The organism is Herbaspirillum frisingense, from assembly GCF_047325095.1.
Lineage (GTDB): Bacteria > Pseudomonadota > Gammaproteobacteria > Burkholderiales > Burkholderiaceae_D > Herbaspirillum > Herbaspirillum frisingense.
Genome location: NZ_CP168558.1, coordinates 1,862,786 through 1,875,889, shown reverse-complemented (window position 1 = coordinate 1,875,889; position 13,104 = coordinate 1,862,786). Strand labels below are relative to the sequence as shown.

At 62.1% G+C, this 13,104-nt stretch carries 16 protein-coding genes and 1 tRNA gene; 14 read left to right on the top strand and 3 right to left on the bottom strand.

Annotation, left to right across the window (positions count from 1 at the left end; translation table 11 throughout):
* Positions 1-24 precede the first annotated feature (24 nt).
* From ACEOAC_RS08610 to ACEOAC_RS08580, 7 genes are all read left to right on the top strand, one after another.
* Positions 25-2,133: a DNA cytosine methyltransferase gene (locus tag ACEOAC_RS08610; protein WP_413443643.1), complete on the top strand. Its 2,109-nt coding sequence runs from the start codon at positions 25-27 to the stop codon at positions 2,131-2,133.
* Positions 2,130-3,257, top strand: coding sequence for a hypothetical protein (locus ACEOAC_RS08605; RefSeq protein ID WP_413443644.1), 1,128 nt, complete (start codon positions 2,130-2,132; stop codon positions 3,255-3,257). Before ACEOAC_RS08610 ends, ACEOAC_RS08605 begins: the two co-directional genes overlap by 4 nt.
* Positions 3,251-3,661, top strand: a complete 411-nt coding sequence (locus tag ACEOAC_RS08600; RefSeq protein WP_413443645.1) for a hypothetical protein — start codon at positions 3,251-3,253, stop codon at positions 3,659-3,661. Before ACEOAC_RS08605 ends, ACEOAC_RS08600 begins: the two co-directional genes overlap by 7 nt.
* Positions 3,658-4,530: a hypothetical protein gene (locus ACEOAC_RS08595; protein WP_413443646.1), complete on the top strand. Its 873-nt coding sequence runs from the start codon at positions 3,658-3,660 to the stop codon at positions 4,528-4,530. The genes ACEOAC_RS08600 and ACEOAC_RS08595 overlap by 4 nt, the downstream gene beginning before the upstream one ends.
* Complete coding sequence (locus ACEOAC_RS08590) at positions 4,527-5,186, top strand: hypothetical protein (protein ID WP_413443647.1); 660 nt, start codon at positions 4,527-4,529, stop codon at positions 5,184-5,186. Before ACEOAC_RS08595 ends, ACEOAC_RS08590 begins: the two co-directional genes overlap by 4 nt.
* Complete coding sequence (locus ACEOAC_RS08585; protein ID WP_413443648.1) at positions 5,183-5,665, top strand: DUF1643 domain-containing protein; 483 nt, start codon at positions 5,183-5,185, stop codon at positions 5,663-5,665. The genes ACEOAC_RS08590 and ACEOAC_RS08585 overlap by 4 nt, the downstream gene beginning before the upstream one ends.
* A 208-nt stretch (positions 5,666-5,873) precedes the next feature.
* Positions 5,874-6,959 (top strand): tyrosine-type recombinase/integrase, encoded by a 1,086-nt coding sequence (locus tag ACEOAC_RS08580; RefSeq protein ID WP_413443649.1) that lies wholly within the window; start codon positions 5,874-5,876, stop codon positions 6,957-6,959.
* A gap of 115 nt (positions 6,960-7,074) precedes the next feature.
* Here the strand turns inward: ACEOAC_RS08580 and ACEOAC_RS08575 are convergent.
* Positions 7,075-7,151 (bottom strand) — tRNA-Met (locus ACEOAC_RS08575).
* A gap of 200 nt (positions 7,152-7,351) precedes the next feature.
* Here ACEOAC_RS08575 and ACEOAC_RS08570 point away from each other — a divergent pair.
* From ACEOAC_RS08570 to ACEOAC_RS08555, 4 genes are all read left to right on the top strand, one after another.
* A complete protein-coding gene (locus ACEOAC_RS08570; protein ID WP_102663628.1) occupies positions 7,352-7,918 on the top strand; it encodes an NUDIX hydrolase in 567 nt (188 codons plus the stop codon).
* 17 nt (positions 7,919-7,935) lie between these two features.
* A complete protein-coding gene (aat, locus tag ACEOAC_RS08565; protein WP_077236393.1) occupies positions 7,936-8,679 on the top strand; it encodes a leucyl/phenylalanyl-tRNA--protein transferase in 744 nt (247 codons plus the stop codon).
* A 117-nt stretch (positions 8,680-8,796) separates the two neighbouring features.
* Positions 8,797-9,525 (top strand): arginyltransferase, encoded by a 729-nt coding sequence (locus ACEOAC_RS08560; protein ID WP_077236392.1) that lies wholly within the window; start codon positions 8,797-8,799, stop codon positions 9,523-9,525.
* A 137-nt stretch (positions 9,526-9,662) separates the two neighbouring features.
* Positions 9,663-10,727 (top strand): quinone-dependent dihydroorotate dehydrogenase, encoded by a 1,065-nt coding sequence (locus ACEOAC_RS08555; protein ID WP_413443650.1) that lies wholly within the window; start codon positions 9,663-9,665, stop codon positions 10,725-10,727.
* A gap of 108 nt (positions 10,728-10,835) precedes the next feature.
* Here ACEOAC_RS08555 and ACEOAC_RS08550 read toward each other — a convergent pair whose 3' ends face one another.
* Entirely contained in the window at positions 10,836-10,979 is a 144-nt protein-coding gene (locus ACEOAC_RS08550) for a hypothetical protein (RefSeq protein WP_006464155.1), read from the bottom strand.
* Between the two features lie 214 nt (positions 10,980-11,193).
* Between ACEOAC_RS08550 and ACEOAC_RS08545 the strand changes: the two genes are divergently transcribed.
* Both ACEOAC_RS08545 and ACEOAC_RS08540 read left to right on the top strand, forming a co-directional pair.
* The gene (locus tag ACEOAC_RS08545) at positions 11,194-11,793 is read left to right on the top strand and encodes a gamma-glutamylcyclotransferase (RefSeq protein ID WP_241812729.1); all 600 of its coding nucleotides are present in this window, start codon (positions 11,194-11,196) and stop codon (positions 11,791-11,793) included.
* Positions 11,794-11,832: 39 nt separating this feature from the next.
* Complete coding sequence (locus ACEOAC_RS08540; RefSeq protein ID WP_241812730.1) at positions 11,833-12,252, top strand: NAD-GH domain containing protein; 420 nt, start codon at positions 11,833-11,835, stop codon at positions 12,250-12,252.
* A gap of 187 nt (positions 12,253-12,439) precedes the next feature.
* Here ACEOAC_RS08540 and ACEOAC_RS08535 read toward each other — a convergent pair whose 3' ends face one another.
* Positions 12,440-12,895 (bottom strand): hypothetical protein, encoded by a 456-nt coding sequence (locus tag ACEOAC_RS08535; protein ID WP_413443651.1) that lies wholly within the window; start codon positions 12,893-12,895, stop codon positions 12,440-12,442.
* 38 nt (positions 12,896-12,933) lie between these two features.
* On the opposite strand from ACEOAC_RS08535, the gene ACEOAC_RS08530 reads away from it, so the two are divergent.
* Positions 12,934-13,065 (top strand): hypothetical protein, encoded by a 132-nt coding sequence (locus ACEOAC_RS08530; protein WP_006464152.1) that lies wholly within the window; start codon positions 12,934-12,936, stop codon positions 13,063-13,065.
* Positions 13,066-13,104: the final 39 nt, after the last annotated feature.

The window sequence follows — 13,104 nt, the reverse complement described above, 5'->3', positions numbered from 1 at the left end:
CGTATTTTTTGGAGAAATCCTAGCATGAAGCGCGACACTTTCACCCTGCCTCTCGGCTTCACTCATGAGCTGCTGGTCGATAACTTCGCAGGCGGCGGCGGTGCCAGCGAGGGAATGGAAGATGCTTTCGGCCGCCCGGTGGACGTGGCGATCAACCACGATGGGGAAGCATTGGCCATGCACCAGGCAAACCACCCCAAGACGCGTCACTATCGCGAAGACGTCTTCACCGTGCACCCGGGCTTTGTCACTCAACAGCAGCCCATCGGGCTTGCATGGTTCTCGCCGGACTGCAAGCACCATAGCAAGGCCAAGGGCGGAAAGCCTCGTGAGAAGAAGATTCGCGGCCTGGCATGGGTGTGCCTGAAGTGGGGAACGTTCCAGATGCCCCGCGCCATTGCAATCGAGAACGTCGAAGAGTTCCAGGACTGGGGGCCACTGGACGAGGAAGGAAGCCCGATCAAGGCAGAGAAGGGCCGCACCTTCCGCGCCTTCGTCGATGCACTGACTACCGGCCTGGACCGCCACCATCCGGACGTCCCGGAAATCTTCGAGGCCCTTGGCGCCGACTTCCCCATGGATCGTCTGTATGCCGGCCTGGGCTACAAGGTCGAATGGCGCATCCTGCGCGCCTGCGACTACGGGACGCCCACCATCCGCAAGCGTCTGTTCATCTTTGCGCGCCGCGATGGTCTGCCCATCGTCTGGCCGGAGGCGACCCACGGCGACCCAAAGTCGCCTGCAGTCAAGGCCGGCAAGCTGCTGCCTTATCGCACCGCCGCTGAGTGCATCGACTGGTCGATTCCCTGCCCGTCCATCTTTGAGCGCAGCAAGCCTCTGAAGGAAGCTACCTTGCGCCGAATCGCCAAGGGCGTGATGAAGTTCGTGGTGAACAGCGCAGACCCATTCATCGTTTCGACCGCCCATAGCACCACGACTGGCAGAGGGCCCAACGTCTGGCCAATGGACGAACCGCTGCGGACAACCACGAGCTCAAACGACAAATATCTGGTCGTGCCGTCCTTGATGCATACCACCCACCAGGGCGCAGACAGGAATGGCCAAGTGACCGAGCCGCTGGCGACCGTGACCGGCGCGAACCGTGGCGAGCAGGCCCTGGTAACCGCGTCACTTGCGCCGTTCATCACCGAGCATGCAAACGCCAGCACCCAGCGCAACATGCCTGCGAACGAGCCACTACGCACCCAATGCGCCGAGGTCAAAGGTGGCCACTTCGCCGTCGTGTCCGCCACGCTGGTTGATGCTGCGCATGGCGAAGAATCACCGACTGGCGTGAAACGCTGGGGCGCCGGTGCGCACGACATCGAGAAGCCCCTGGGAACAGTGACGGCCAGCGGCGGCAATCAGGCGCTGGTCTCTGCGACCCTCGTGCAAACCGGCTATGGAGAGCGGCCAGGGCAGGCGCCTCGCGCACCTGGCTTGGATAAGCCTCTCGGTACGGTCGTGGCCGGTGGTGGAAAGCATGCTCTGGTATCGGCAATGCTCGCCAAGCACTATGGCGGTGTGGTCGGCACTCGGGTCGATGTTCCGTTCGGTACCGTGACCACTTCAGATCATCATTCCGTTGTCACTGCGCAGATTGTTGGCTGCGGTGGGCGAGCCGGGCAATCTCGGCCGCGTGATGTCAGTGAGCCCCTCCAGACCATCACCGCCAAGGCCGATAGTGCAGTTGTCACCTCGCACCTGGTGAAGCTGCGCAATAACCAATTCGGCCAAGCGGTCGATGAGCCGGCGCCGACGCTCACCGCCGGCGGCGGCCACGTGGGCGAAGTTCGTGCCTTCCTGATCAAGTACTACAGCGATGGTGGCCAGTTACAGGAGTGCAAGGAGCCTCTGCATACCATCCCGACGAAGGAGCGCTTCGGCCTGGTCACCGTGCAGGGCGAGGAATACCAGATCGTTGACATCGGCATGCGCATGCTCACACCGCGCGAGCTCGCCAGGGCTCAAGGTTTCACGGATGACTATGTGCTTAATCCGATCGTCAATGGCAAGCCGCTGACCAAGACGGCCCAAGTGCGCATGATCGGGAACAGCGTCTGCCCACCGCTGGCCCGCGCACTGTTGATGGCCAACTTCACCCATGAACAACAGATTGCGAGGACAGCATGAACACCGACCCGATCCAAGCCGCCCTGAAGGAGATCCTGGCCGAGAAGCAGGACCACGTCGCCGGCTCGATCGCGCACCAGCGCATGGAGCGCGCCGAGGGTGCGCTGCGCGGCTTGCTGCCAGCAATAGATACCAGGAAGCCTTTGAGCCCTGCCATGTCCGCCCTGATCGAGTCTGGCCAGGTGGAAGATGGCGATGGTGATCTACTGGAGCCGCAAGGGCAGGCGCTGGCGCAAGAAAGCGTGAAAGAAAAAGCTGCGCGCATGTCCGCCGAATGCCGTGCAGAAGCTGCGGCACTTGAGGACATGCAGTTGCCTGCGCATGAGCCTACCATCGCGCTCGCGGAGATGCTGGATGGATATCTTCCTGATGACCGCGAAGAGGCTTGGGAAGCCATCCAGGCCTACGCGGATGTGCATGCACGCGCTGCTGTTCAACTGAATGCAAAGGACGCCTCCCACCTCGCGCTACCAGCAGAACCAGCTCAGTTCCAGCAGCGCGTACGGCCCTGGATGATGGCCTGCTTTGGCGAGGCTATCAGCAATGACCTGCAAGAGCGCAATCACCGCTTCTTCGAGGAATCGACAGAACTGGTGCAATCGACCGGCATGACGCAGAGCGAGGCGCACCAGTTGGTGGACTACGTCTATGGCCGCCCTGTCGGCGAGCCGGTACAGGAAGTTGGCGGCGTGATGGTAACGCTGGCCGCCCTGTGCCTGGCGGCGAAAATGGACATGCATGCGGCCGGCGAAACCGAGCTTGCCCGCATCTGGACTAAGGTGGACCAGATCCGTGCAAAGCAGGCGGCCAAGCCGAAGCACTCCCCGCTACCTGTCACGCAGCCCTCGCCAGCGGCCACAGCCTTCCCGGATGCGCTGACGCCGGACCTGTCCTATGTCCTGGGCATGCCGAACTTCCGTTGCGCACCCTTTGCTGCGGTCTTTCGTGAGGCTGGCCACGACATCCCTTGCAAGGCAGAGGCGGAACAGGCGTTCGTGATCCATCGTATGGTCCGCGCAGTCCTTCAGCATGGCGCTGGCTGGGATGCCGCTTTCGCTGCCGACCTTCGCACCGCCGCACATAAGGTAAAAACTGCCCTGGCCGCGAAGGACAAGCCATGCTGACCATCGAGCACGCCAAGACCTGGCACATGCGCGAAACCTCCCACCACAACGGCGGCGCCAAGTTCTTCGGCTACACCTACACATGTATCGAGCAGCCGCGCCTTTCCCGCTTTGACCGCTACGACCGCAAGACCAAAGAGGTCACTTCCACCTGGCATGTGGACGGCGAGCCCAAGGAGGGCTTCGAGCAGGCCATCGATGCGCTGAACAGGCCACCGGTCCTCACCGAGGATGAGATCGCGGAATTGCGCAAGGTCGGGAACGAATTCCAGCGCCTGCGCGGGACCATCGATGCTCTGGTGGCACACCGCCTCAGCGAAAAGGGAGCAGTCGAGTTCCGCAAGGGTGAATGCCGCTTGACCGATGTAGGCCGTGCCGCACTGGCCGAGAAAGGAAATCCATGACCGACTCCATCAAGATCCTGCCCGTCCAGCCCTGCGGCGCCGTGGGCAAATGCATGTCCCATCCATCCAGCTACGCCTCCTCGCTGTCTTCCTACAGCAAGCCGACGACGGCCAGGATCGCCAGCTACGCCATGACCCAACTGGAGACTGCCCGGGCCAAGGATGTCGCCACCCATGAGGCAAACGAGCCGGCCATTGCCGCCAACCTGGAGGTAGCCAAGCGCGTGCGCGTCCTCATGGAAGAAATCGGTATGCCCGCGTCGTACACCGAGCGCGATACGAAGTCACGGTCCCGCTACCCGAAGACCATCCGCCATGACGCTGGCTACCTGCAAGACCTGCGCCGCGAGTGCAAGACCGACGACGGCTTTACCTACGCCACCTCGACCTACGAGCGCCTGAAGAAGGAATATCAGGACTATGCCGACAAGGCGGCACGGGAAGCCGAGATCGAGGCAGGAAGAGCGCAGCGAGAGCAGGAAGAAGCGCTGGCCAAGCGCAAGGCAGATATGGCGCTGGCGGCCATCCTGCTGCGCTACGAGTTGCCGCTGGAGAGCACCTGGGAGGATGTGCTGGAGCACCTGCGCACGAAGGACCAGCGCCTGGACCTGGCCATCGCCATGCGCGACACACGCGGCGACTGGTCGGAGGGTGCATACCGCGTCAAGAACGCTCTGCAGCGCTTCACCATCCACACCAACGAGGACAAGGACATTGCGGCCGACGTGGCCGCTCACCTGGTCGATTTCGAGGACGGCCGCGTGTTCCGTGACTGCGAGTGGAACTATGACCGGCTGCTGGGCACCGTGGTGAACCGCCAACTGGTGGCGGATGCGGAGATCGCGCGGAAGAGTCTGGAGGACGAATGAAGGAGCTTCCCATCCCCTTCAAGGGCCACCTCGTGCGCGCTGTGCTGGCTGATGAAAAGACGCATACCAGGCGCGATATCTCCCGCCTGCGCGGTTTCGGCCAGATCACGGAATTCGGTCGTTCCGACACACCAGGCTACGACTGGCATTTCCGGGACAGCGCGATGCGGTGGCATGACATTCGGCACTTCGAGCTGCTGCGCGCTTGCCCCTACGGCATGCTCGGCCACCAGCTCTGGGTCCGTGAATCGTGGAGGGCACCATCCAGCTGCGATCCCCTTCCGCCCCGTTCCATCTCGGATAGCGAAGCAATCCGCTTCCTCGCTGACGAGACCGTCGGCGCCGATCCAGGCTTCGGCAAGGTGCGCCCAAGCATGTTCATGCCCCGGTGGGCAAGCCGCATTCAGCTCGAACTGACCGACGTGCGGGTCGAGCGTCTGCGGGACATCACCCGAGCGGATGCGGCCGCCGAAGGTATTTGCTTCCTGCTGCGCGACGGCTTCACCGGCAAGCTGCCAGACGGTACCAACATCATTCAGCCGCACTTCTGGCCGGAGGAGAACTTCGGCCGGCTCTGGCAGAGCATCAACGGTAAAGAGAGCTGGTACGCCAGCCCATGGGTCTGGGTAGTGGAATTCAGGAGGATCGAGAGATGAGCGCCATCATCAGTGAATGCGGCCGCTACCGCTACCGGCTGGAACGCGACGAGGGCGATGCGCTGGCCACGCGCGGTCCGACCCTCTTCATCATGCTGAACCCCAGCACCGCCGATGCGGCCGAGGACGATCCGACTATCCGGCGCTGCCGCAGCTTTGCCAAGTCCTGGGGCTGCAGCGGCATCGTGGTAGCCAACCTCTACGCCCTGCGCGCCACCGATCCCCGCCAGCTCTGGCTGCACTCGGATCCTGTTGGCCCGGAGAACGACTGGCACCTGCAGCGTGCGGCGATCGAGCATGACCTGGTGGTCTGCGCTTGGGGCACTAACGCCAGGCCGGATCGCGTGGCCAAGGTGCGCGAGATCTTCGGTGCGCTCGGCGCACGATTGATGTGCCTGGGTATCACCGAACGCAGTGGAGCGCCGCGCCATCCCTTGTACGTTCCCGGCTCCCATCCGTTGGTGGAGTGGAAACCATGAACATCCCGCCGCGCTTCATCCGGCACCGCGACGCGCCCGATTACCTGGGCATGGACCGAAACCGCTTCGATGCCGAGGTGCGCCCGGGCCTGACTGAAATCCCCATTGGCGGCCGTGGGATCGGATTTGACCGCCTTGACTTGGATGCCTGGGCCGATGAATATAAGGCCCGCAACGGGCGTCCGAGTCGCAAACTGAAGAGAGAAACATGCGAACAAGGACAAAAGGAATCTCCGTCGATGCCGGCGGGGAAAGAAAAGTTGACAAGCAGTACAAAGGGCAGCGCATCTTTGCCCGCCTCGGAACGGTCAGTCAGGAGGACGCCGAAGCCTGGCTCCGCGCCGAGCAAGCAGCAATTGACCGACAGCAAGCGCAACGCCCGCAGCATTATTTCCTCGATGCGGCTGACCGTTACCTAGACGAAAAGGAAAAAGAGGGCGACAAGCAGTATGACTATGCCAATGCCCATCTGACCAAGATCCTGCCATACATCGGCAAGAAGTTGATCGAGACCATCCACAGCGGCAGTTTCGACAAGTTCAAGGCTGACCGGATGACACCGGAAGGGGGCGCAAAGGGGGTCACCCCGGCCACGGTCAACAAGACGCTGGAGGTAGTGCGCGCCATCCTGATCCGGGCAGCTAGGGTCTGGCGGAACGAAGACGGCACGCCGTGGCTGGTGTCGGCGCCGCTGATCGAGATGCTGGAGCACAAGAACCCGCGCCGGGCATACCCGATCACCTGGGAAGAGCAGGCCATGCTGTTCAATGAGCTGCCGCCGCACCTGGAACGCATGGCGCTGTTTGCCGTGAACACCGGGACCCGGGACGAGAACACCTGCGGGCTGCGATGGGACTGGGAGCAGCGGTTCCCGGAGCTGGGCCGCAGCGTGTTCGTGATTCCGGCCGGCGAGTACAAGAGCGGCCGGCACCACGTGGTCATCTTGAACGACACGGCGCAGGCGGTGGTGGACGGACAGCGGGGGAAGCACAGCACTTTCGTCTTCCCCTACCGTGGCGAGCGTATCCAGGAAATGGGTAACAACGGCTGGAAGCAGGCACGCGAGCGGGCCAAGCTGTCGCAGGTCCGCGTGCACGACCTTCGGCATACGTACGCCACCAGGCTGCGCAATGCTGGGGTATCGGAAGAGGATCGGGCGCTGCTGCTGGGCCACTCGATCAAGAGCATGCCGCAGCACTACGCGGCCGGCACGGTTGAGCACCTGGTGGAACAGGCCAACAAGGTCGAGCTCACGCGGAAGAGAATGACCATCTTGCGCGTGGTCAACGGCTGAAAAGGTCACGCAGAAGTCACGCAGGCCGCTTTGCGGAAGTCACGCAAAGCAAAAAGGCCCTGAGCGCTGTAACGCTTAGGGCCTTTGTCAGCAAGGCTTTCGCCTTACTTGCATTTGGTTGCGGGGGCAGGATTTGAACCTACGACCTTCGGGTTATGAGCCCGACGAGCTGCCAGACTGCTCCACCCCGCGTCTGAAGAAAACAATTATAGGGCAGGTAAAATCGGAATGCAAACATTTTCTGCAATCTTTTTACAGTGATACACTCCTAACCGCATTGGCACTCCTCCCGCAGCAGTTCCAGCAGACCGCCCGGGGCGCTGCCGATGCCACGGGATGCCGCTGCCGGCGCTATACATACCTATATATACAGACACCAGAACCGAGCCTCTATGAAATTCTGTTCCGAATGCGGTCAGACAGTATCCCAGCAGATTCCTCCCGATGACACGCGCCTGCGCTATGTCTGCGGCAATTGCGGGGCGATCCATTATCAGAATCCCAAGATGGTCGTCGGCTCGATCCCGGTCTGGGAACAGGACGGTGAGGTCAAGGTGCTGCTGTGCAAGCGCGCCATCGAGCCACGCCTGGGTTACTGGACGCTGCCGGCGGGTTTCATGGAAAACGATGAAACCACCGAAGACGCCGCCCGCCGCGAGACCGAAGAGGAAGCCGGCGCCCGCATCCAGCTGCATGAACTGTTCTCGCTGGTGAACGTGCCACATGTGCACCAAGTGCACTTGTTCTATCGCGCCACCCTGCTGGACCTGGATTACCAGGCCGGTATCGAGAGCCTGGAAGTCGATCTCTATACAGAAGAGCAGATTCCCTGGCAGGACATCGCCTTCCCGACGGTGGAATTCACCCTGCGCGCCTTCTTTGCCGATCTCAAGAAGCTGCGCAGCGGTGAAGGCAGCTTCACGCTGCACACCGAAGACATCCGCCGCCGCATGATCTGATCCGCAGGAGCAAGCGGATGATCGCCTGGCTGGATCCCGATACCCCCTTCCCCGATGTCTCGCGCGCCCTGGCCGATCCGCCGGGCCTGCTGGCAGCGGGCGCCGACCTGTCGCCGCAACGGCTGCTGGAGGCGTATCGCCACGGCATCTTCCCCTGGTTCTCGGAAGGTCAGCCCATCCTCTGGTGGAGTACCGATCCACGCATGGTCTTATATACAGATCGCTTCGTCGTCTCCGACAGCCTGAAGAAGACCCTGCGCCGCATCGAACGCAGCCGTCACGGTGACGGGCTATGGCAGGTCAGCTTCGACACGGCCTTCGAACAAGTGATGCAGGGTTGTGCAGGACCGCGACGACATGAGCAGGGAACCTGGATTTCCCCTGAGATCATGCAGGGTTACACCGGCTTGCACCGCGCCGGCTACGCCCACTCCTCCGAGGTCTGGCTCAATGGCGAACTGGTCGGCGGGGCCTATGGCGTATCGATTGGCCGCATGTTCTATGGCGAATCGATGTTTGCCCGGGTCAGCGATGCCTCCAAGGTGGCGTTGGCGCATCTGGTGTTCTTCTTGCGCAGCCACGGCGTGGACATGATCGACTGCCAACAGGAAACGTCACATCTGGCCTCCCTGGGCGCACGTCCGATCGCCCGCAGCGACTTCCTGCGCCATCTGCGGGCGGCCATCCAGTGGCCGCAGATTCGCGGCTGGGCGCCTCTGGACCTGCTGGAAAGCGGCATCCCCGCGACGCGACGCGATTGAGCCGGTCGCGGCTGTTCACTGTAGCCGGCAAAATGGTGTAAATTGGAACCTGACTCCAGGGACCGGCCGGTTGTCGCCACTGCGCCGCCGCTTCCCGCAAGACAGGACAGGACGCACATGACGCATCTCAAAGACTTGCCGTTCTCCACGTTGCAGTTCTATGCAACCGCGCCCTATCCATGCAGTTATCTCGATGACCAGCAGGCCCGCTCGCAAGTGGCCACCCCCTCCCACCTGATCAATGCGGATGTCTATTCCGAACTGGTGAAGACGGGTTTCCGCCGCAGCGGCATCTTTACCTATCGCCCTTACTGCGACGGCTGCACGGCCTGCACGCCGGTACGCATCCGGGTCGCCGATTTCCAGCGCAACCGCAGCCAGCGTCGCGCCTGGGAGCGCAATCGCGGCCTGCAGACCCTGGTCACCAACCTGACCTACGCCCACGAGCATTACGAACTCTACCTGCGCTACCAGTGTGCCCGTCACGCCGGCGGCGGCATGGACCAGGACAGTCGGGACCAGTACGCGCAATTCCTGCTGCAGAGCAAAGTGAACACCCGCCTGGTCGAATTCCGCGAAGCCGATGGCACCTTGCGCATGGTCAGCATCATCGATGTGCTCAGTGACGGGCTGTCATCGGTGTACACCTTCTTCGATCCGGACATGCCCTCCGCCTCCTTTGGTACCTATAACATCCTGTGGCAGATCGAACAGGCACGCCAGCTGGACATGCCCTACGTCTACTTGGGTTACTGGATCAAGGAAAGCCCGAAGATGGCCTACAAGACCAACTACCAGCCGCTCGAAGCGCTGCAGGATGGTCAATGGCAGCCACTGGAAGGCTGATCTCAATGTGGCGCAAAGCCCGCAAACCCGCGCTTGTGGCGGCAAAATCGGGCTGGAAAAGCGCCTGATTCGAGGAATTGATGGGCCGGCGCGTTAGAATAGCGGCACTTTTTCATCGCCATCCGCCCTCTTCCATCGTGTCCGACAAATTCCTCTACGCGCTCGCGCGTCCGCTGCTCTTTTCCCTGGAACCCGAAACCGCGCACCACCTGGTGCTGCCGGCGCTGCGCTGCGCCGCGCATTACAGCCTGACCGACTTCATCACCCGCCGTCCGGCGGCCGATCCGCGCACCGTGATGGGCATCCAGTTCCCCAATCCGGTGGGCATGGCGGCCGGGCTGGACAAGGACGGCGCCTACATCGACGGCCTGGCGGCACTGGGCTTCGGCTTCATCGAAGTGGGCACGGTCACACCGCGTGCGCAGCCGGGCAATCCGCTGCCGCGCATGTTCCGCCTGCCGGCCGCCAACGCGGTGATCAACCGCATGGGCTTCAACAATGGCGGTGTGGATGCCTTCGTGGCCAATGTGCAATCCTCGCGCTTCTTCCAGGAACGCCAGGGTGTGCTGGGCCTGAACATCGGCAAGAATGCCGACACCCCCATCGAGCGTGCGGCCGAAGATTACGTGCATTGCCTGGAAAAGGTCTATCCCTATGCCAGCTACGTGACCGTCAACATCTCGTCGCCCAATACCAAGAACCTGCGCCAGTTGCAGGGCGCCTCGGAACTGGATTCCCTGCTGTCGCAGCTGAAATCGGCCCAGCGTCGCCTGGCCGATCGCCACCGCCGCTACGTGCCGGTGGCGCTCAAGATCGCGCCGGACATGGGCATGGAACAGGTCAAGAATGTCGCCGACGCGTTGCTGCGTCACCAGATCGATGGCGTCATCGCCACCAACACCACCATCACCCGCGACGCCGTGCAGGGCATGCCGCATGGCGAAGAGGCCGGCGGCCTGTCGGGCAAGCCGGTGCTGGAACTGTCGAACCAGGTGATCCGCGGCCTCAAGGCCGAAGTGGGCGATGCCCTGCCCATCATCGGGGTGGGTGGCATCTTCAGTGGCGCCGATGCGCGCGCCAAGATTGAGGCCGGCGCGTCGCTGGTCCAGCTCTACACCGGCCTGATCTACCAGGGACCGGCGCTGGTGCGCGAATGCGTCGAGGCGCTGCGCGTGCCCGAGGTCGCAGCGGCTCACCACTGACCTGCAGAACCGTACCGATTGTAGAAATGAAAACAGCAGGCCTGCCGCCTGCTGTTTTCATTGGTGCGCGCCGAACGGGCGTGGCCAGCCCCGCGTCTTGCTGCACTCTTACTGCTTGGAAGACTCCTTCTTCAAATTGAAGATCCGGCGCGCATTGGCATCGGATTCGGACTTCTTTTCGAAATCGGTCTTTTCGCAACCGGCCAGCACTACACCGACGACCAGCGTCAGCAGCATGACGACGACACGCATGATATTCCCCTGAAGATTCAGATGCGCCCTGGCAGCCAGCCCGTGCGGGGCCCGGGCCAGGGTCAACGCGGCGCGAGCCCCCGCCCGCTGCCAATAGGCGCCATTTTATGCGCAAATGCCGACAGCGCGACCAGTCGGCACGGAAAGATTTCGCCCGCATTCGCCTCTATAATGGCAGGCTTCGGCCGCTTGGCGCGGCGCTGCAGCCAGTCCCATGTCCGTCAATACCATCGCCCTCAACCGTCAGATGAGCCATTTCGATGACCACGCCAGTGTCTGGCTGTTCGGTTATGGCTCCATCATCTTCAAGGCCGACTTTCCCTATCTGGAACGTCGGCCGGCCCACATCAGGGGCTGGGCGCGCCGCTTCTGGCAAGGCTCGCACGATCACCGCGGCACGCCCGATGCGCCGGGACGCGTGGTCACGCTCATCGCGCAGGAGGACGCTGTCTGCGCCGGCATGGCCTACCTGATCACGCCGGAAGTCTTCGCCCACCTGGATCACCGCGAAAAAAACGGTTACCTGCGGCTGGCCACGCCGATGTTCTTCGACGACGGGCAGCAGACCGAAGGGCTGATCTACATTGCCGCCGAAGACAACCAAGCCTTCGCCGGCCCGGCCAGCGAATCCGACATCGCACGCCAGATCGCGCATGCAGTCGGACCGAGCGGCCGCAACAGCGAATACCTGCTCAAGCTGGCCCAGGCGCTGCGCGAGCTGGAGGTCGATGACGACCATGTCTTCGCCATCGAACGCCATCTGCTGCAACTGGACCCACAGGCCGCCATGCTATCGTCTGCCCGGCGCGCCTGAAGTCCACGCCATTCACGACACACAATAAGGATGAGGAACATGATCAAAGCCCTTGCAGCAAGCCTGACCGTCGCCCTGGCCCTGGCGGCCTGCGCAACCCCGGTGCAACGTACCGCCACCGGCGACATCCCGGCCTCGCGCGTCTATATCAAGAGCATGACCGAACAGGCTGCCGGCCTGTCGCAGATCGAATTCACCCGCGTGGCCGGCATGCTCAACAACGAAATGCTGGAGCTGTCGATCAACGACGTGGTCCTGGCGCAGATCACCGGGGGCGAACATCTGTCGATCTGGCTCAAGCCGGGCAGCTACGACTTCAGCATCAAGCGGGTCCATACGCTGACCTCGGCCGGCCCCAATCCGCAGGACCGCCTGACAGTCCAGGTGGCGCAAGGCGGTGCGTACAAGGTACAGATCACGACCGAATTGCGCGGACTGAATATCCAGCTGGTGAAGTAACAAGCCGTCAAAGCGGCGCGAGGCCAACGCCTGCGCATGCCTCTTTCATCAAAGCCCCTGTCGTACGGAAGACACACCGTGCGCCAGGGGCTTTTTCCACGAGAGGCCATCAAATTTGTTAAGTCATTGATTTATAAGGATAAACACCAGAAACCACCCCTCAGGTTGCGCAAAAACACCAAGTTATTCACGAAAGAGATAACTGGTATTGGGATTCAAAAGTGGAAGCGTCGCGGTGAAGCGAATATATTGCAATGCAACAGATCAATTTTTCCTCACGGAGCTCACCATGAACATCGTCGCCGACATCCTCCCGTACACCCTGCTCATCGGCGCCATGGTCGCGCGCTACCTGATTTCGGTCAAGTAAGCAGCCCTCCTGGCCGGGTTGTCGCCAGCCCCTTGCGGTATTGGCAGACACGAAAGCAGCAGTCCTGAAAAGCGGTGATTGTCGCGTTGCAACGCTGACAAGCCGCTTTTTCTTTTTGCCCCTCCTCCGTGCATCCAGGTCCATTTTTGGGCATGGCTTTGCACCATTATCATCATTGTTGATATCTTCCCGCCGTCGATAAATGGCTGCCCCGGCACTTTCCGGCAGCCGACGCGGCAGCGCCGCCTCACTTGCAAAGTGCTCGCAGCCCATTACACTCGCAAGCTTTGCCAACGGAACGAAAGTGAAGCATGAAGCGTCTCGCCTCCCTCCTAGCCGCCTCCTCCCTGCTGCTGGCCGTGCAAGGCTGCGCCTGCGCGCCGGGCTTCGTCGGGTTCGATAGCCGCTGTCAGTTCAGCAACGTTCCCAGCGGTCAGCCCTGAACGCAAAAAAGCGTCGCACCCTTGCCTCATCGGGCTGGC